The 19,064-nt window shown below is 68.3% G+C and carries 17 protein-coding genes; 12 read left to right on the top strand and 5 right to left on the bottom strand.

Annotated features, from left to right (window positions below):
- Positions 1-48: 48 nt before the first annotated feature.
- Positions 49-1,464 (bottom strand): siroheme synthase CysG, encoded by a 1,416-nt coding sequence (gene cysG, locus AT699_RS24585; RefSeq protein ID WP_024070170.1) that lies wholly within the window; start codon positions 1,462-1,464, stop codon positions 49-51.
- Positions 1,465-2,070: 606 nt separating this feature from the next.
- On the opposite strand from cysG, the gene AT699_RS24580 reads away from it, so the two are divergent.
- The 7 genes from AT699_RS24580 (at position 2,071) to AT699_RS24550 (ending at position 7,343) form a co-directional block, all read left to right on the top strand.
- Positions 2,071-3,369 carry a CmpA/NrtA family ABC transporter substrate-binding protein gene (locus tag AT699_RS24580; RefSeq protein WP_024070168.1) on the top strand — a complete coding sequence of 433 codons (1,299 nt, stop codon included), beginning with the start codon at positions 2,071-2,073 and terminating at the stop codon, positions 3,367-3,369.
- 28 nt (positions 3,370-3,397) lie between these two features.
- Entirely contained in the window at positions 3,398-4,273 is an 876-nt protein-coding gene (gene ntrB / locus AT699_RS24575; protein WP_054449042.1) for a nitrate ABC transporter permease, read from the top strand.
- Positions 4,274-4,277: 4 nt separating this feature from the next.
- Positions 4,278-5,147: an ABC transporter ATP-binding protein gene (locus AT699_RS24570; protein ID WP_006386635.1), complete on the top strand. Its 870-nt coding sequence runs from the start codon at positions 4,278-4,280 to the stop codon at positions 5,145-5,147.
- A 228-nt stretch (positions 5,148-5,375) separates the two neighbouring features.
- The gene (locus AT699_RS24565) at positions 5,376-6,101 is read left to right on the top strand and encodes a hypothetical protein (RefSeq protein WP_026384962.1); all 726 of its coding nucleotides are present in this window, start codon (positions 5,376-5,378) and stop codon (positions 6,099-6,101) included.
- An 82-nt stretch (positions 6,102-6,183) separates the two neighbouring features.
- A complete protein-coding gene (locus AT699_RS24560; RefSeq protein WP_006386633.1) occupies positions 6,184-6,501 on the top strand; it encodes an ElaB/YgaM/YqjD family protein in 318 nt (105 codons plus the stop codon).
- Positions 6,502-6,569: 68 nt separating this feature from the next.
- Complete coding sequence (locus AT699_RS24555) at positions 6,570-6,980, top strand: phage holin family protein (protein WP_006386632.1); 411 nt, start codon at positions 6,570-6,572, stop codon at positions 6,978-6,980.
- 3 nt (positions 6,981-6,983) lie between these two features.
- Positions 6,984-7,343 (top strand): hypothetical protein, encoded by a 360-nt coding sequence (locus tag AT699_RS24550; RefSeq protein WP_006386631.1) that lies wholly within the window; start codon positions 6,984-6,986, stop codon positions 7,341-7,343.
- Between the two features lie 98 nt (positions 7,344-7,441).
- Here AT699_RS24550 and ubiD read toward each other — a convergent pair whose 3' ends face one another.
- Positions 7,442-8,986: a 4-hydroxy-3-polyprenylbenzoate decarboxylase gene (gene ubiD / locus AT699_RS24545; RefSeq protein ID WP_054449043.1), complete on the bottom strand. Its 1,545-nt coding sequence runs from the start codon at positions 8,984-8,986 to the stop codon at positions 7,442-7,444.
- Between the two features lie 83 nt (positions 8,987-9,069).
- On the opposite strand from ubiD, the gene AT699_RS24540 reads away from it, so the two are divergent.
- Positions 9,070-9,888 (top strand): lytic transglycosylase domain-containing protein, encoded by an 819-nt coding sequence (locus AT699_RS24540; RefSeq protein ID WP_006386629.1) that lies wholly within the window; start codon positions 9,070-9,072, stop codon positions 9,886-9,888.
- Positions 9,889-9,918: 30 nt separating this feature from the next.
- Here the strand turns inward: AT699_RS24540 and AT699_RS24535 are convergent, their stop codons facing one another.
- The 3 genes from AT699_RS24535 to AT699_RS24525 form a co-directional block, all read right to left on the bottom strand.
- Positions 9,919-11,025, bottom strand: a complete 1,107-nt coding sequence (locus AT699_RS24535) for a hypothetical protein (RefSeq protein WP_058207474.1) — start codon at positions 11,023-11,025, stop codon at positions 9,919-9,921.
- Between the two features lie 316 nt (positions 11,026-11,341).
- On the bottom strand, positions 11,342-12,451 hold the full coding sequence (locus tag AT699_RS24530) for a fimbrial protein (RefSeq protein ID WP_054449045.1): 1,110 nt from the start codon (positions 12,449-12,451) through the stop codon (positions 11,342-11,344).
- Between the two features lie 381 nt (positions 12,452-12,832).
- A complete protein-coding gene (locus AT699_RS24525; protein ID WP_020926685.1) occupies positions 12,833-13,993 on the bottom strand; it encodes a pyridoxal phosphate-dependent aminotransferase in 1,161 nt (386 codons plus the stop codon).
- A 44-nt stretch (positions 13,994-14,037) separates the two neighbouring features.
- Here AT699_RS24525 and AT699_RS24520 point away from each other — a divergent pair, with 44 nt between their 5' ends.
- The 4 genes from AT699_RS24520 (at position 14,038) to AT699_RS24505 (ending at position 19,043) form a co-directional block, all read left to right on the top strand.
- Complete coding sequence (locus tag AT699_RS24520) at positions 14,038-14,934, top strand: FAD-binding oxidoreductase (RefSeq protein ID WP_024070162.1); 897 nt, start codon at positions 14,038-14,040, stop codon at positions 14,932-14,934.
- Positions 14,935-15,074: 140 nt separating this feature from the next.
- Complete coding sequence (locus AT699_RS24515; protein WP_024070161.1) at positions 15,075-17,363, top strand: NADP-dependent malic enzyme; 2,289 nt, start codon at positions 15,075-15,077, stop codon at positions 17,361-17,363.
- Complete coding sequence (locus tag AT699_RS24510) at positions 17,344-18,579, top strand: patatin-like phospholipase family protein (protein ID WP_020926688.1); 1,236 nt, start codon at positions 17,344-17,346, stop codon at positions 18,577-18,579. Before AT699_RS24515 ends, AT699_RS24510 begins: the two co-directional genes overlap by 20 nt.
- Positions 18,576-19,043: a barstar family protein gene (locus tag AT699_RS24505; protein ID WP_006385613.1), complete on the top strand. Its 468-nt coding sequence runs from the start codon at positions 18,576-18,578 to the stop codon at positions 19,041-19,043. The genes AT699_RS24510 and AT699_RS24505 overlap by 4 nt, the downstream gene beginning before the upstream one ends.
- Positions 19,044-19,064 lie beyond the last annotated feature (21 nt).

The following is a 19,064-nucleotide window of genomic DNA, read 5'->3' as shown; positions in this document are numbered from 1 at the left end:
TCCTGCCGGGCGGCGTGGCCGGGGCCTTGCGGCAGCCGTCGCCGGCCGCTACGCCGCCAGCCTTTGCGGCGCGCCTTCCAGGTGCTCGCCGAACCAATGCAGTGATTGCGCCAGTCCCGCCACCTCGCCCACGATCAGCAGGGCGGGGGAACGGATGGCGTGCGCCCGCGCCAGTTGCGGCAGGTCGCGCAGCGCGCCCGACAGCACCCGCTGCTCGGGCCGGCTGCCGTTTTCGATCAGCGCGAACGGCGTCTCCGGCGCGCGGCCGTGGCGGATCAAGCGCTGCGTCAGCAATTCCAGCTGGCCCACGCCCATGTAGAACGCCAGCGTCTGCCGCTCGCGCGCCAACGCCGGCCAGTCCAGATTGTCCTCGTCCTCGCGGCAGTGCGCCGTCACCAGGCGCACCGATTGCGCGTGCTCGCGGTGCGTCAGCGGAATGCCGGCATAGGCCGCACAGGCCAGCGCCGCGGTGATGCCGGGCACGACCTCGTAGCGCACGCCATGCGCGCGCAGGTGTTCCAGTTCCTCGCCGCCACGGCCGAAGATGAAGGCGTCGCCGCCCTTCAGGCGCACCACGCGGCGGCCGGCGCGGGCGTGCTCGACCAGCAGGGCGTGGATGCGCGCCTGCGTGGCGTGGTGGTCCTCGCCCGGCAGCTTGCCTACCGCAACGCGCTCGGCGTCGCGGCGCGCCAGCGACATGACCTCGTCGCTGACCAGCCGGTCGTACAGGATCACGTCGGCTTCGTTCAGCGCGCGCAGCGCCTTCAGCGTCAGCAGGCCGGGGTCGCCGGGGCCGGCGCCCACCAGCACCACGCTGCCCTCGGCCGGCCTGAGCGGCTGGGCCAGCGCCGCGTCCAGCGCGGCCGCGGCGGCCTCGGGCCGCTGCTGGCGCAGCAGGCCGGCCACCGGGCCGTCCAGCAGCCAGTCGTAGAAGCGGCGCCGCGCGCCCAGGTCGGGATGGCCGGCGCGGATGCGCGCGCGGTAGCGTTCGGCCAGCGCCGCCAGGCGGCCCAGGCTGTGGTCGAACAGCGATTCGATGCGTTCGCGCAGGCGCCGCGCCAGCACCGGCGCCACCCCTGACGACGAGATGGCGACGATCACGGGCGAACGGTCGACGATGGACGGCACCTGGAACGAGGACAGCTCGGGGTCATCCACCACATTGCTGAAAATGCGGCGGGCCTGGGCGGCGGCGGAGACCGTGGCGTTGACGTCGCGGTCGTCGGTGGCGGCCACCACCAGCCAGGCGCCCTCGAGCCACGCGGGGTCGAAACGGCCGGGCAGGTGGCGGATGCGGCCGTCGGCCAGCAAGGCCTCCAGGGCCGGCGTCAATTCGGGGGCGCCGACGGCGACCGCGGCATGGGCTTCGAGCAGGGCCAGCGTCTTGCGCTCGGCCACCGCGCCACCGCCCACGACCAGCACGGGCCGGTCTTTCAGATCGGCAAAAATCGGGAAAAGCTTCATCACGCAGCCTCGGGCGCACCCGGCAGAAGGTCAAACGATCATAGGGACCGGGTTTCATCCCCACAACTTCTGATTTCTTGAATCCATATAGCCATAACTTATTTGGCGCGGCGCGCATGCGCGTTGCGCCGCCTCAAGCCATGCAAGTTCCATGCCCGCGGCGGTGGGCGGCGCGACGCAACGCCGGTGTCCGCGGGCGCGCTGCCCGGAAATGCGGAAAAAGGCGGCGGCCGGCAGGGCGCGGGGCAGCCGGGCCATCGAACACAGGAACTGCCGTGGCGCGCACATCGATGGTGCGCCGCCGCATTCGTTTACGCACCAAGTTGGATCGCGGGTCCCGCCGTCGCCATCGGGCCTGGCCCGCGACCTGCGCCCGCGCCACTGCCGTGGACGCCCGCAAAGCCAGTGGGCACGCGGGCGCAGGGCCGCCGCGCCGGCTATGCGAGGCGCCTTGGCACGCGGATTGCTTAACGGTTCATGGGCGGGCCGCGAGCGGCTCGACCACGCCAAGCGCCGCGACAGCGGCAGGGAACAACGACGTTCCGCGGCGCCAGCGGGTTGTTCCCGCGCGGCGCGCGGGACGTTTTTTTTTGCCAGGAGCCCCGTATGACGCCAGTGAAACCCCGCCTTCCCGCCGCCGCCGCGGACCCGGATTCGACCACCGACGCCAGCCGCCGCAAGTGGCTGGCCGGCACCGCGCGCGCCGTGGCGGGCGCCGGCCTGCTGTCGCTGGTCGACCCGCTGGTGCGCGCCGGCGCCTGGGCCGCCGGCAGCGACGCGCCCGAACAGGCCGAGGTGAAGATCGGCTTCATTCCGCTGACCGACTGCGCCTCGGTCGTCATGGCCTCGGTGCTGGGCATCGACAAGAAATATGGCGTGACCATCACGCCGTCCAAGGAAGCCTCGTGGGCGGCCGTGCGCGACAAGCTGCTGAACGGCGAACTGGCGATGGCGCACGTGCTCTATGGCCTGATCTACGGCGTGCAGATGGGCATCGGCGGGCCCAGGAAGGACATGGCCGTACTGATGAACCTGAACCAGAATGGTCAGGCCATCACCCTGTCGAGCAAGCTGTCGCAGGCCGGCGCCCGCGACGGTGAATCGCTCGCCAGGCTGATGGCGTCCGAGAAGCGCGAATACACCTTCGCCCAGACCTTTCCCACCGGCACCCACGCCATGTGGCTGTACTACTGGCTGGCCGCCTATGGCATCCACCCGATGAAGGACGCCAAGGTCATCACCGTGCCGCCGCCGCAGATGGTGGCCAACATGCGCGTGGGCAACATGGACGGTTTCTGCGTTGGCGAACCATGGGGCGCGCGCGCCATCCTCGACAAGATCGGCTTCACCGCGGTGACGACCCAGGCGATCTGGACCGACCATCCCGAGAAAGTGCTGGGCACCAGCGCAGACTTCGTGGCGCGCAACCCCAACACCGCGCGCGCCGTCACCGCCGCGATCCTGGAAGCCGGCAAGTGGATCGACGCCTCGCCCGAGAACCGCCGCAAGACGGCCGAGACCATCGCCGCCAAGTCATACGTCAACACCGACGCCAGCGGCATCGTCGACCGCATGCTGGGCCAGTACGACGACGGCCTGGGCAAGCGCTGGAGCGACGCGCATCCGATGCGCTTTTCGGGCGACGGCGCGGCCAACTTCCCCTACCTGAGCGATGGCATGTGGTTCCTGACCCAGCACAAGCGCTGGGGCCTGCTCAAGGAACATCCCGACTATCTGGCCACCGCGCGCCAGGTCAACCGCATCGACGTCTACAGACAGGCCGCGCAGGCCGCCGGCATCGCCGTGCCCGCCGGCGAGATGCGCAGTTCCAAGCTGATCGACGGCGTGGTCTGGGACGGCAGCAATCCGGCGGCCTATGCCGACGCTTTCAAGGTCAAGGCCTGAGCGCCGCCACGCAGAGGAGAGACTCGCCATGTCTACCGTAACGAGTATGGAACGGGCCGCCGCCGCGCCGGCGCCGCAGCCTGCCGCGCCCGCCACGCCCCCCCCGCAATGGGCCGATGCCTGGCGCGAACGGCTGGAAGCGGCGCTGCGCGCCGTGGTCGGCCCGGTGGCCGGTTTCGCGCTGTTCGTGCTGGTCTGGCAGGTGGTCGCCATGCGCATCCCGGAGATCCCCACGCCGGGCGTGACCTGGCAGGCGGCGGTGGCATTGTTCTCGGATCCGTTCTACGACAACGGTCCCAACGACAAGGGCATCGGCTGGAACCTGCTGGCCTCGCTGCAGCGGGTCGGCATCGGCTTCGGCCTGGCCGCGCTGGTGGGCATCCCGGTGGGCTTTGCCATTGGCCGCTACGCGCCGGTGCGGGCGATGTTCTCGCCCATTGTCAGCCTGTTGCGGCCGGTGTCGCCGCTGGCGTGGCTGCCGCTCGGCCTGCTGCTGTTCAAGGCCGCCAACCCGGCCGCGATCTGGGCGATCTTCATCTGTTCGATCTGGCCCATGATCATCAACACGGCGGTCGGCGTGTCGCGCGTGCCGCAGGACTACCTGAACGTGGCGCGCGTGCTCAACCTGTCGGAATGGAAGGTCACCACCAACGTGCTGCTGCCGGCCGTGCTGCCGTACATGCTGACCGGCGTGCGGCTGTCCATCGGCACCGCCTGGCTGGTGATCGTCGCGGCCGAGATGCTGACCGGCGGCACCGGCATCGGCTTCTGGCTGTGGGACGAGTGGAACAACCTGAAGGTCGAGCACATCGTCATCGCCATTTTCGTGATCGGCATCGTCGGGTTGATCCTGGAAACGCTGCTGGTCGCGCTGGCCCGCCGCTTCACCTACACCGAGGAGTAGCGCCATGAAGAAATTCGTACGCATCGAGCGCGTGGGCCAGACCTTCGCCACCCGCAAGGGCGCCTTCGTCGCGCTGCGCGACATCGACCTGACGGTGGAGCAGGGCGAGTTCATCACCCTCATCGGCCATTCCGGTTGCGGCAAGTCCACCTTGCTGAACCTGATCGCCGGCCTGACCCGTCCGACCAGCGGCGTGCTGCTGTGCGCCGAGCGCGAAATCACCGGCCCCGGCCCGGACCGCGCCGTGGTGTTCCAGAACCATTCGCTGCTGCCCTGGCTGACCTGCTTCCAGAACGTGCACCTGGCGGTGGAACGGGTCTTCGGCGCCTCGGAAAAGCGCGCCCAGCTGGCCGAGCGCACCCGCGCCGCGCTGGACCTGGTGGGCCTGCTGCCGGCGCAGAACAAGCTGCCGCGCGAGATCTCGGGCGGCATGAAGCAGCGCGTCGGCATCGCCCGCGCGCTCGCCATCGAGCCGGGCGTGCTGCTGATGGACGAGCCGTTCGGCGCGCTCGACGCGCTGACCCGCGCGCACCTGCAGGACGAACTGCTCAAGATCGTCGCCAAGACCCGCACCACCACCATCATGGTGACCCACGACGTGGACGAGGCGGTGCTGCTGTCCGACCGCATCGTCATGCTGACCAACGGGCCGGCCGCGACCATCGGCGAAATCCTGCCGGTGCCGCTGCCGCGCCCGCGCGACCGGGTGCGCCTGGCCAACGATCCTGTCTATCTGTCGTGCCGCGCGGCGGTGGTCGATTTCCTGCACCGGCGCCATGGCAACCCGGAACGCGCCCAGGCTGCCGTGGCGCTGGCCGCCGTGCCCGATGGGGATATCGACGCCGAGGCCACCGGCTCGCGGGCCGTGGCCTAGCGAGGGGATCGATGGGCAAGGGCGCCGCGCCTACGCCGGCGGGTCGCCCGGTCGCCCGATCGTGGCGAGCCGTTGCGGTCCATTGGGGCGGTCGGGGGGCGTCGCGGCGCGTCGTCCGGCTGACACGTTCCGTCATGCGCCGGTTTCGCCAACCGGTGTAGTATCAAGCCAGCCGCGCGCGGACCGGCGCGCGGTGCGTTTCCTGGATTTCTGGAGTGGCTTGTGGCGTTGCGAAAATTGGCATCCCTGGTATTTGTGGCCGGCGCGCTGGGCGCGGCCGGCGCGGCGCAGGCCGGCGTCTGCGATGCGCAGTTCATGCATGACGGCGGCGCGGTGCAACTGACCGGCTCCGGCAATATCGCGCTGGGCGCCGACCTGACCTTCGCCGAGGTTACAAAAAGCAATGGCGACAACTGCCGCGCCCGCGTGCAGGGCGTGGCGCGCTTCAGCTACGCGGGCCTGCCGCCTGGCAAGTCCAAGCTCGATTACCTGATGACCGTCAAGGGCGGCCAGGCCACCTTCCTGAAGTACGCCAGCGCGGGCGAAGCGCCCAAGCCGTCCGAAGGCCAGTTCGACCTGCGCATGCTGGGCCTGTTCGCCTACGACGGCAAGCTGAGCGCCGGCCAGAAGCTGCCGGGCAATTCGTTCCGTCTGAAAATCGGCAAGGAAGCGCCGGTCGGCGGCCAGCCCAGCACCACGGTCCGCATCGGCGACAAGACGGTCGGCCGCGCCGCGGCGATCAACACGGCGTTGGGGCAGCAGTCGTGCCACCCCATCACCTACACCCGCAATTCCGATCCCACCATGGCCACGTTCCAGGGGCTGACGATTCCCATCCCCGGCATGAACACCACGGTCACCGACTGGTACTGCCCGGCGGTCAACCTGGTCATGAAGCAGGATATCGACCAGGGCGGCGTCAAGTCCGCCGTTGAGATTACGCAAATCAAGTAGCACACGGTAGCAAGCCGGCCGGGCCCATCGCGGAGCGGCTGGTATGATGGTTTCGTCATAGACACAAACAGGAGCTCAAAACATGGCCACGAGAAAATCCGAAGACGTCGCAAAAGAAAAACTCATCGACAGTGTCAAGACCAGCCTGAACGACGCCGAAAGCCTGCTGCGCGAAGCCGCCAGCAGCACCGGCGACAAGGCCGCTGAATTGCGCGAACGCGCCCTGACCTCGCTCAAGCGCACCCGCGAAGCCCTGTACGAAGCGCAGGACGCGGTGCTCGAACGCGGTCGCAAGGCGGCGCGCGCCACCGACGACTACGTGCACGACAATCCCTGGCAAGCCATCGGCATCGCGGGCGTGACCGGCCTGCTGCTCGGCTTGCTGATCAGCCGCCGCTGACAAGGCAGGACCTCCGGGCGGGCGGCGCCGGCCTTTGGCCGGCTCGCCCGCCCGGTGTCCTTTTGGCCATGGGTCTACGCAAATCTGTGTTTGGCGTGGCGTCCAGCCTGGTCGGGCTGATGCGCACGCGCCTGGAACTGCTGGCGCTGGAGGCGGCGGGCGAGAAGGCGCGCCTGCTCAAGCTGCTGGGCATGGCGTTCGCCGCCTTGCTGTTCCTCACGCTGGCGGTGCTGGTGTTCACCATCACGATCGCGGTGGCGTTCTGGCCCACCGAAGACCGCTACCTGGCCCTGGGCCTGCTGGCGGCCTTGTACCTGGTGGTCGGCGTGGTGCTGCTGCTGGTGGTGCGCCACGGCCTGGTCTACGGCCCGCCGCCGTTCTCGGCCACGCTGGAAGAACTGGGCCGCGACGCCGAATTGCTCGAACGCGTGCGCGACGCGCAGGACGATGACCGCGCGCAGCGGCGCCAGGAGGACTGAATCATGACGAAAAGGTCTCCCGCCGTCGACCGCGCCGTGCGCATCGAACTGTTGCGCGCCCGCGCCGCCATCGAGCGCGAATCGCTGGCGCAGGGCATCGTGTCCGCCGGACGCAGGCTCGAACCGGCCGCGCTGTTCAAGAGCTTGCTGCCCGGGCTGGCCTCGGGCGGGGCATCGCGCTGGGCCATGCAGGCCATCGGCCTGGCGCGGCGCTATCCGCTCATCAGCTCGTCGCTGTCGGCCATGTTCATGCGCGGCGGCGGCAAGTCCAAGCTGCTCAAGCTGGCCGGCGGCGCGCTGGTGGGCTGGCAGGTGTTCAAGCTCTGGCGCGATTCGCGCGACGAACGCAACGACGCGCGCTGATTCTGGTCTCTGCGTCCCCCAAAAGAAAACCCGCCGGATACGGCGGGTTTTCTTTTGGGGCGGGGGATGCGGCCAGGGCGGCAGGCCCGGCCATCGGGCTACAGCCCCAGCTGCCCCCACATGTCGTCCACCCGCTTCTTGACGTCGGCGTCCATGGTGATGGGCGTGCCCCATTCGCGCTGGGTTTCGCCGGGCCATTTGTTGGTGGCGTCCAGGCCCATCTTGCCGCCCAGGCCGGACACCGGCGAGGCGAAGTCCAGGTAGTCGATGGGCGTGTTCTCGACCAGCAGCGTATCGCGCACCGGGTCCATGCGCGTGGTCATGGCCCACACCACTTCCTTCCAGTCGCGCGGATTGATGTCCTCGTCCACCACCACGATGAACTTGGTGTACATGAACTGGCGCAGGATGCTCCACAGCCCGAACATGACGCGCTTGGCGTGGCCGGCGTACTGCTTGCGGATCGACACCACCGCCAGGCGGTAGCTGCAGCCCTCGGGCGGCAGGTAGAAGTCGACGATTTCCGGCAGCTGGCGCCGCAGCAGCGGCACGAATACCTCATTGAGCGCCACGCCCAGCACCGCGGGTTCATCGGGCGGTTTGCCGGTGTAGGTGGAGTGGTAGATGGGGTTGCGGCGCAAGGTGATGCGCTCGACCGTGAACACCGGGAACCAGTCCTGCTCGTTGTAGTAACCGGTATGGTCGCCGTAGGGGCCTTCCAGCGCCATCTCGTAGTCGCTGTGGGGCGGCGGATTGACGCCGTCCGGTACCACCGGCGCGATGGCGCGCGGATCCGACGACGGCAGCAGGTGGCCTTCCAGCACGATCTCGGCCCAGGCCGGCACCGACAGGTTGCTGCCCAGCGCCTGCGCCACCTCGGTGCGCGAGCCGCGCAGCAGGCCGGCGAACTGGTATTCGGACAGGCTGTCCGGCACCGGGGTGACCGCGCCCAGCGTGGTGGCCGGGTCGGCGCCCAGCGCCACGGCGATGGGGAAGGGGGTGCCCGGATGGGCCAGCGCGTGGTCGCGGAAATCGAGCGCGCCGCCGCGGTGCGACAGCCAGCGCATGATGAGCTTGTTCGGGCCCAGCAGTTGCTGGCGGTAGATGCCCAGGTTCTGGCGGCGGGCGTTGGGGCCGCGCGTGATCACCAGGCCCCAGGTCAAGAGCGGCGCCACGTCGCCGGGCCAGCAGGTCTGGATCGGCAGGCGCGTCAGGTCCACGTCCTTGCCTTCCCAGACGATCTCCTGGCAGGCCGGGCTCTTGACGTTCTTCGGGCTCATGTCCCACAGCGCCGACTTCAGCATCGACACCTTGGCCAGCGCATCGCGCAGGCCCTTGGGCGCCTCGGGCTCGCGCAGCGAGGCCAGCAGTTCGCCGATGTCGCGCAGCGCGCTGACGTCGTCGGCGCCCATGCCGCGCGCCACCCGCGAGGGCGTGCCGAACAGGTTGGCCAGCACCGGCATCCCGGCCGGCTTGCCGTCGTGCAGGGCCTTTTCGAACAGCAGGGCCGGGCCCTCGGCGCGCAGCACGCGGTCGGAAATCTCGGTCATTTCCAGGCGCGTCGAGACCGGCGCGGCGATGCGTTTGAGCTCGCCCATGCGTTCAAGTTGGGCGAGGAAGTCTCTAAGGTCGCGGTATTTCACTACAGATCCCGGCTATTTGGTTACATCTTGGGTAGAAAGAGAGGTTAACATTGACTCCCTCTTTTTTAACGCAGGAGGTTTTCATGCCCGATGCGTCAGTGGCCAGCCTGTTCAGGAGCATGGCCCAAGGAGTGCACCAATATCTTGCCGAATCACTGCGCATCTGCGCCCTCTACCTGGGCATTGCGGTGATCGTGACGGTAAGCATGGGATTCGCCTTGCCCGGTTTGCGCGACCAGGCATTGCAAGTGCACAAAGCCTTGTTGACCGCCCTCGCGCCTTCATCCATGCAGACCGGCGTCGAATCCGAAGCCGGGTCCGAACTCGGCGCCGATTCCTCGTCGGCGATCGCCATGGCCGTTCCCACCGCGCCGTCCAGCAATGCGACCGGCATGCTGGGGCCTGCCCGCGCGGCGCCCGCCGCGCCCAAGAAGCCCGCCATGGTCGCCACCGGCCCGCAGGCCGAAGCGTTGCGCAACTATATTTCGCGCAAGTACAAGGTCGCCTATGACGCGACCGGCCCGCTTCTGAACACCGTGTACAAGGTGGGCCGCGAGAAGCAGCTGGATCCGCTGCTGCTGCTGGCCGTGATCGCCATCGAATCACGCTACAACCCGCTGGCCGAAAGCCATGTCGGCGCGCAAGGCCTGATGCAGGTGATGACGAGCGTGCACCAGGACAAGTTCGATGCCGTGGGCAAGAACCCGCTGGACCCGGGCGCCAACATCGCCGTGGGCGCGACCATCCTGCGCGACTGCATCAACCGGCGCGGCTCGGTCGATGGCGGCCTGGCCTGCTATGTCGGCTCGACCGGGCCGGACGACAACGGCTACGGCGCCAAGGTGCAGGCCGAGCGTCGGCGCCTGGCGCTGGCATCGGGGATTGCGCTGGCCCGCGACTGATCGCGCTGGTCCGTGGATCGAGGCCGGGGATCAGCGAAAGGTCACGAGTATCGTGACTTGCTGGCTGAACGTCCCCGGCACCAGCGCCGCGCCGGTCTTCATCAGTTCCGCCGAGTAGTACAGGTTCCTGGGATGCTGGGCAACGCTCAATGACTCGGTCGCGCGCCATTCATTGAAGGCGATCGGAATGGCGCCGTTTTCCTTGACTTGCAGCGCAAGGCCGTTCGGCGTGCCGTCGGTGTTTTTCAGCTCGATGTTCTGGTTTTTGGACGTCAGCACCGCGCCGCCTTCGGGCTGGAACTTGATCTGCAGTGGAACCACCATGTTGCCCAGGTCGATGACGCGGAAACCGCCATCGCAGGCTTCGTTGAAATCCGCGGCAATGGTGAACTGCGTGGGCGCTGGCAGCGGCAGATTGCCCACGCTGTATGCCCTGCCCAGGTGAACCGTGCCGGGCGTCGAGATTTTGGCGATGCATGTCGGGATCAGGCTTATGGCCGTGTCGTTGCTGGAGCCGATCTCGATGTGATTCGTATGGATGAATGCGTAATGCATCCTGACCAGGTCGGCGTACGGGGGGAAGTAGGCCCTGACGGCTTGGGTCGGAGGCGTGACGGTGACCAGTTGCAGCCTGCCGAGCAGCAGCCCTGCCGCCGTGAGCGTGGGGTCTGTCGCGGACTTGGGAGCGTAACGCTCGGCGCTCAAGCGGAATCTGTCGTCGGTGGTGTTGCCTGTGGGTTCCCAGTCCGGGTAACCGTTGATCTTGATGATGAGTTTCAGTCCAACCCTGCGCAACTCGTTCAGTACCGAGGTCAAGTTCCCCCCGGACACCAGGAAAGGCGCCGTGCTCGCACTGTTGCTGACGCACACCCAAGGCACGGGCGGCAAGGGGGCATCGTAGACGACCGTGCCGGGCGGATTGGACTTGTCCAACGTCAGGAGCGTTGGCGCGAATTGCCCGGGCGCGGTCTGCGTTCCCATGTCCTGTGTGTAGTTGCCGGCCCGCTTCGGGTCGAGCTGGCACCCGGGGCCCAGCGCATGGGCGGCAACCGGCAGCAGGCAGGCGAATAGGCTTCCCGCCACCGCCAGCGCGCCACGCCGGGGGCGGCGGACCATCGTCGCGATCCGCTTGATCATGAATTGACTCCTGGATAGGCGCGGCCGGGCCGCGCGGCGGCCGGCCGGATTGCGGAAAAGTCCTCGGGGAATATCGGTGGCCACGCGCGGAAATGCCGCGCCGCGATGGGCGTGGCTATTGGTTCCGGGCGATTTCGGCGGGCGCGAAGGCCCGCCATGGCAGTCGGGATTCACCGGGGCGTGGCACGGAAGCCGTGACGCCCGGCGAGTTTGCATGGCAAGGATTATCTGAACGTTAACTTCTCGTCAGATGCCTGGGTGGCGGCGCGCGGGGCGCCTCGCGAACGCGCGGCGCTGCCGCGCTATCTTGCGATGTTCACTGAAAGGTCACCTGGATCGTGACCTGCTGGCTGAATTCGCCCGGCACCATCGGCGCGCCGGTCTTTTGCAATTGCGCCGAGTAGTACAGGGGCAATGGCCGATTGCTCACAGTCAGCGAGGTGGGTGTGTCGTGCCATTGGTTGAATGTGATGGGGAACGCCCCGGCCGCCTTGATCCCGAGCGCCAGGCCATTGGGCTGCCCGTCGCTGTTCTTCAATACGATTGCGCTATCGAACGGAGTGAGTTCCTGGTTGCCCTCGGGCTGGAACCTGACCTTGAGCGGCACGGTGAGCGGGCCCAGGTCGACGATGCGAAAGCCGCCGTCGCAGCTTTCGTCGAAATCCGCAGAGAGCACGAAATTTACCGGGGCAGGCAGTGGCAGATGGCCGACCCCGTAGGCTCTGCCCAAGTGGACCGTTCCCGGTGTCGAAATCTTCGCGATGCATCTGGGAATGAGGGCCACCCTGGTGCCGTTGGTCGATCCGATCTGGATCCTGTTCGTGGCGGCCAGGTAGCCGGGGTGCATTCTGACGATATCGTCCATGGGGCCGAAATAGGCACTGATCGGCCTCGTGGGAGGCGTTACGACGACGAGTTGCATCCTGCCGAGCAATACCCCCTTGGCCGTCAGGGTGGGATCCGTTGCCGACTTGGGCGCATAAATGGCGCTGGTCAGGGGAAGCTTGTCGTCGGTGGTATTGCCTGTCGGTTCCCAGGGTGGATAGTTGTCGATCAGCAGAACCATTTTCAGGCCGGTCTTGGCCAGTTCCTTCAGCACCACCTGCATGTATCCGCCGGGTGTCAGGAAAGGGTGTTGGGTTGCGAGTCCCGCAGTGCAGACCCAGGGGACCGGTGGCAGGGGCTGGTCATACACGACCATGCCTGGGGGATTCGATTTGTCCAGCGTAAGGATGTCGGGCGCCAGCTTGCCCAACGCGTAGGATATGCCCGTGTCTTGCGCGTAGTTCCCGGCTCGCGAAGGGTCGAGCTGACATCCCGGTCCCAGGGCATGCGCCGGCAGGGGCAGCAGGCAGGCCGCCAGCCACGCGGCCGCCAACGCTCCGCGCCAACCGGGGCGGACGGTCCTTGTCTTGGGCGGGATCATGCGATTTCTCCTGGGTCGGCGCCGTGTCACGCGGCGCGGCCGGGCCTGGCCGGAATGCCGAAAAATGAACGGAAAAATATAAGTGGAAGGGGGGCGCCCGAGACCGCGTCAGCACAGGGTTGGCTATTGAGTCGGGAAGATCTGGACGGATTGGAAATACCGGTCCGGCGATCCAGAATCAACGGGCGAGGGGAAGGGGCAGGCGGCCTCTTTGCCAGGCGAGTTTGCATGGCAAGGATTATCTGAACGTTAACTTTTCGTCAGATGGGGAGAGGGCGGCGCAAAGCCGCCCGGCGAGTGTACCCGCGGTGGCCGGGCGTGACCTCGGCAGGGGGCGCCGCGGACCGGTGCGGGGCCGCGCCGGTGCGGCCTTGCGGAGCGTCAGCGGCCCAGCAGCTTGCCCATGCGGGCCACGGCTTCTTCCAGCCGGTCCAGGCCGGTGGCGTAGGAAAAGCGCATGGTGTGGCGGCCGTGCGCGGGGCCGAAGTCCAGCCCGGGCACGGCGGCGATGCCGGCTTCGAGCAGCAGGCGTTGCGAGAAGGCGGCGCTGTCGTTGGCCAGGTCGCTGATGTCGGCGTAGATGTAGAAGGCGCCATCGGGCTTGACCGGCACCTTCAGGCCCAGGCGTTCGAACTCGGGCAGCAGGTAGTCGCGGCGCTGCTTGAAGGCTTCGCGGCGGTGTTCGAAGGTGCGCAGGGCGTCGGGGGTGAAGCAGGCCAGGGCGGCGTGCTGCGCCAGGGTGGGAGCGCAGATGGCGAGGCTGCCGGCGATCTTCTCGACCGCGGCCACCATGGCCTCGGGCACGATCATCCAGCCCAGGCGCCAGCCGGTCATGTGGAAATACTTGGAGAAGCTGTTGATGACGATGATGTCGTCGTCCAGCGTCAGCGCGGAGCGCGGCTGGCCTTCGTACGACAGGCCCAGGTAGATCTCGTCGACGATGGCGAAGCCGTCGCGGGCGCGGACTTCGGCCAGCAGCCTGGCCAGTTCGCCATGGTCGATGGAGGTGCCGGTGGGGTTGCTGGGCGAGGCCACCAGCACGCCCTGGGTGGCCTCGGTCCAGTGCGCGGCGACGTCCTGCGCCGACAGCTGGAAGCGCTTGTCGGCCGAGCTGGGGATCAGGCGCGGCCGGCCGCCGGCCGCGAGCACGAAGTTGCTGTTGGCGGGGTAGGAGGGGTCCGGCATCAGCACTTCGGCGCCGGTGTTGACCAAGGCGGCGCAGGCCAGGGTCAGGGCGCCCGAGGCGCCGGCGGTGACGATGACGCGGCGCGGATCGATCCTGGCGCCGAACTGTTCGTGGTAGAACCGGGCGATGGCTTCGCGCAGCGGCATCAGGCCGGCCGGGGCGCTGTAGCCGCTGTGGCCGGCCTGCGCCGCGCGCTGCAGCGCTTCCACGACCTGGGGCGGCGCGGTAAAGTCCGGTTCGCCGATGCCCAGGCTGATGATGTCCTTGCCCGCCGCCTGCAGCGCTTGCGCCTGCTTGAACAGTTCAACCACCTGGAAGGTCAGGAAATCGTTGGTACGGGCGGCAAGGCGGGGCATCGGAATCTCGAAGGCGATTTGAAGCGGAAAAAAGGATTGTAGTCATGCAGCCATCGCGGCGCGCTTTCCTCCTTGGCCGACGGCCGGTCCAGACACCCTGGGCCACTTTCCTGCAACGGCTGGCGCTGTTGTGCCAGGGGGCCGTGCGCGACCTGGGCGAGGCGCCGGGCCTGGGGCCGCGCGCCATGCTGGCGCCGCAGCGCGAGGCGGACGTGGCCCAGGCGCGCGCGCTGTGCGCCGAGTATGGCGTGGTGATGGCGCTGGACGAGGCGCAGGGGCCGTTCGCGCCGGTGAGCGGGCCGCTGCTGGCGGTCGATCCCGGCCGCCTGGCGGGGCTGGCGCGGTTGGCGGGGCCGACTCCGCGCTGGCGCGCCCAGCCGGGCGTGCCGCTGGCCGCCCTGGCGCAGGCGGGCCTGCGGCAGTTCGACGGGCTGCCGGGCAGCATGACCCTGGCGCAATGGCTGGCGGCCCCGGCGGCCTGGCCGATGGGACGCTGCGCCGATTCGGGCGTGCTGGCCGTGGACCTGCTGCTGGCCGATGGGGTGGAGGAAACCCTGGGCCCCTTTGGCACGGACGACGTGCAGCCGCTGCGGTCGGCGACGGTGCAACGGCTGGTGCCGGCGCTGTTCCAGCTGGCCGCAGGCGAACTGGCCAGCGCCTGCCGCGCGGCGCCGCGCTGGGGCGCGCGCTACCGCCTGGATGCGCTGGCGCCCGAGGCGCCCGCCACCGTCAACCTGGCGCATCTGGTGCTGGGACACGGCGGCACGCTGGCCTGGGTGCAGGGGGTGACGCTGGCCATCGGGGCGGCGCCGGCCGATTCCGCGTCGGGCGACGCCGCGCCGCCGCAGGCCGCCGCGCTGCGCGCGCGGATCAAGGCGCTGTTCGATCCGTATGGGCGTTTTCCCGAATTGGCGGCGCGCCCGGATGGCGACAATTTGTAAGCCGGGGGTAAGATGGGCGGCGCCCGCGGCCATGGCGGCCGTGCGCGCCGGCGGCCCCCAGCGGGAACGTTTCGTCCGGCCCGCCATCGGAATAGAATTGCCCCCTTTCGTGTTCCTCACTCTAGCCAGTAGCCGCCCCTATGGATGCCAACCTCCGCAAAGCCGCCCTTGAATACCACGAGCACGGCCGTCCCGGCAAAATCTCCGTCACGCCGACCAAGCAGCTCTCCAACCAACGTGACCTGGCCCTGGCGTACTCGCCCGGGGTGGCGGCGGCCTGTGAGGAAATCGTGGCGGACCCTGCCAATGTGTTCCGCTACACCGCGCGCGGCAACCTGGTGGGCGTGATCACCAACGGCACCGCGGTGCTGGGCCTGGGCAACATCGGCGCGCTGGCCTCCAAGCCGGTGATGGAAGGCAAGGCGGTGCTGTTCAAGAAGTTCGCCGGGCTGGACGTGTTCGACATCGAGATCAACGAGACCGACCCGGACAAGCTGGTCGAGATCATCGCCGGCCTGGAAGCCACCTTCGGCGGCATCAACCTGGAAGACATCAAGGCGCCCGAATGCTTCACCGTCGAGCGCAAGCTGCGCGAGCGCATGAAGATCCCCGTCTTCCACGACGACCAGCACGGCACCGCGATCTGTGTGTCGGCGGCCTTCATCAACGGCCTGAAGGTCGTGGGCAAGGACATCGACAAGGTCAAGGTGGTGACGTCGGGCGCCGGCGCGGCCGCGCTGGCCTGCCTGGACCTGATGGTGGACCTGGGGCTGCCGCTGGAGAACATCTGGGTCACCGACATCGAAGGCGTGGTCTACGAAGGCCGCACCACGCTGATGGACCCGGACAAGGCGCGTTTCGCGCAGAAGACCGACGCCCGCAAGCTGGCCGAGGTGATCGAGGGCGCGGACGTGTTCCTGGGCCTGTCGGCCGGCGGCGTGCTCAAGCCGGAGATGGTCGCGGCCATGGGCCCGCGCCCGCTGATCCTGGCGCTGGCCAATCCCACGCCCGAGATCCTGCCCGAACTCGCCCATTCCGTGCGCGACGACGTGGTGATGGCAACGGGCCGTTCGGACTACCCGAACCAGGTCAACAACGTGCTGTGCTTCCCGTACATCTTCCGCGGGGCGCTGGACGTGGGCGCCACCACCATCACCCGTGAAATGGAAAAGGCGGCGGTGTACGCCATCGCCGAGCTGGCCGAGGAAGAGCAGAACGAGGTGGTGGCCGCCGCCTACGGCACGTTCGATATCTCGTTCGGCCCCGAATACCTGATTCCCAAGCCGTTCGATCCGCGCCTGATCGTGCGCATCGCGCCGGCGGTGGCCAAGGCCGCCATGGAAGGCGGCGTGGCCACGCGTCCGCTGCCAGACCTGGAAGCCTACGAAGAGCAGCTGCAGCAGTTCGTGTACCACTCCGGCGCCTTCATGAAGCCGCTGTTCTCGGCCGCCAAGCGCATCGTGCGCGAAGGCGGCCCGGCCCGCATCGTGTTCGCCGAAGGCGAGGACGAGCGCGTGCTGCGCGCGGTGCAGGTAGTGGTGGACGAAGGCCTGGCCCGTCCCATCCTGGTGGGCCGTCCCTCGGTGCTGTTGACCCGCATCGAGAAACTCGGCCTGCGCCTGCGCCTGGGCGAGGACGTCGAAGTCACCAACCCCGAATACGACGAACGCTTCCACCAGTACTGGACCACGTACTGGGAACGCATGTGCCGCCGCGGCATCACCAAGGAGATGGCGCGCGTGGAAATGCGCCGCCGCATGACGCTGATCGGCGCGATGATGGTGCACCTGGGCGATGCCGACGGCATGGTCTGCGGTTCGGTCGGCGCGTATCACGACCACCTGCGCTTCATCGACGAAGTGATCGGCCGCCGGCCGGGCCGCAACGTCTACGCCGCCATGAACATCCTGCTGCTCAACGAGCGCACGGTGGTGCTGGTGGACACGCACGTCAACGACGAACCGACGGCCGAGCAGATCGCCGAGTTCACCATCGCCGCGGCCAAGGAAATGCAGCGCATGTTCCTGGCGCCGAAGGTGGCGCTGCTGTCGCGCTCGAACTTCGGTTCGGGCAGCTCGGCTTCGGGCGCCAAGATGCGCCGCGCGCTGGAACTGGTGCGCCAAGCCGAGCCGGAACTGGAGATCGACGGCGAAATGCACGGCGACTGCGCGCTGGATGAAGCGCTGCGCCTGCGGATCCTGCCGTCCTCCACGCTCAAGGGCGAGGCCAACCTGCTGGTGTGCCCGAACGTGGACGCCGGCAACATCGCCTACAACCTGCTCAAGACGGCGGCCGGCGGCAACGTGGCGGTCGGCCCGTTCCTGCTGGGCGCCAACGCGCCGGTGCACATCCTCACTTCCAGCTCGACCGTGCGCCGCATCGTCAACATGACCGCGATGACGGTGGTCGATGCCAATACCCCGCGTTGAAGTCACCAATGGCGGTCCGGCGTGCCCGCGCACGCCGACCGGCCTGGTCCTGACAGGCGGCGGCGCCCGCGCCGCCTATCAGGTGGGCGTGCTCAGCGCCATCATGGAGCTGCTGGACCCCGACTGGCATTCGCGTTTCAAGAATCCCTTCGACATCATCTGCGGCACGTCCGCCGGCGCCATCAACGCCGCCGCGCTGGCCTGCCGGGCCGAGCGCCCCCACCTGGGCGTACGGCGCATCCGGCGCCTGTGGTCGTCGCTCAACACCGACATGATCTACCGGGCCGACGCGCCCGGCCTGATCCGCACGGGCGTGCGCTGGCTGGGGCTGCTGTCGCTGGGGTGGATGTACTCCGGCCTGACGCGCAAGCGGCCGCAGTCGCTGCTGGACAACAGCCCGATGCAGGCGCTGCTGGCGCGGGTACTGGATTTCGACCACCTGCAGTCCAGCCTGGAAAGCGGCGCCCTGTCGGCGCTGGCGATCACGGCCTCGGGCTACACCAGCGGCGAGCACCTGACCTTCTACCAGGCGCACACGCCGATCGAGCCCTGGCACCGCTACCTGCGGCTGGCCATCCCGACGCCGATCACGGTCGATCACCTGATGGCGTCGTCCGCCATTCCCTTCGTCTTCCCGGCCCGGCAGATCAAGGTGCACGGCAAGGGCGAGTGGTGCGGCGACGGTTCCATGCGGCAGCTGGCGCCGATCAGCCCCGCCATCCACCTGGGCGCGCACCGGGTGCTGGTGATCGGCACCGGCTTTCGCGACGACACCCATCCTGAACACCGCGAGGATTCCCCGCCGTATCCCTCCCTGGCCCAGGTGGGCGGGCATGCCCTGTCCAGCATTTTCCTGGACGGCCTGTCGATGGACGTCGAGCGCCTGGAGCGGATGAACTACCTGGTCGACCAGGCCGTTCCACGCGATGGGGGCGAGCCGGTCACCGTGCGCCGCATCCAGGTGCTGACCATCACCCCGAGCCGCTCGCTGGATTCGCTGGCGCTGGAGCACCTGGGCGACATGCCGGCGCAGGCCCGTGCCCTTTTCCGCGTACTCGGTGTATCGTCCGACCCAGGCCGTCCCGGGGGCGGTGCGCTGATGTCCTACCTGTTGTTCGAGTCCAGCTACACCAAGCGATTGATCGAACTGGGTTATGCCGATACGATGCAGCGTAACGATGAAGTGATCGCCTTTTTCAAGGAGGCACAGGCATGACGCGCAATGCCCAATCTACCCTGCACAAGCAGTTGAAGCGAGGTGGAGCGCTGGCCCATGACGGGCTGGACAAAAAGGCCGTGGTCGACGCCGCGCACGAGCTCGGCCTGGCACTGTTCGTGGCCAATTGCGACCCGGCCCGCAGCCGTTCCGCGGTGCTGCGCGCCATCGTCAAGGCGGTCGATTTCCCCGAGTATTTCGGCGGCAACCTCGACGCGCTCTACGACTGCCTGTGCGACACCGTGCTGGATCACAAGACCGGCGTGGTGCTGTGGCTGTACAAGCTGCATTCCGGCGACCCGGCGCTGGAGGAAGACGCCGCCCGCATCGAGTCGGTGTGCGCCGACGCCGCGGAGTTCGCCCACGAAAATGGTCGCACCTTTGCGTATGTGGTGGAGCACGCGGGCAAGCACCCGGACCCCGAGCCCGGCGTGGCCGCCGCGCCCTACGGCGAGAACGACTGAAGGTCCTGGCGGGCGGCATTC

Origin of the sequence: Achromobacter xylosoxidans (assembly GCF_001457475.1) — a bacterium.
In the GTDB taxonomy this organism is placed as follows: Bacteria; Pseudomonadota; Gammaproteobacteria; order Burkholderiales; family Burkholderiaceae_B; genus Achromobacter; species Achromobacter xylosoxidans.
This window is presented reverse-complemented; position numbering and strand designations above follow the sequence as displayed.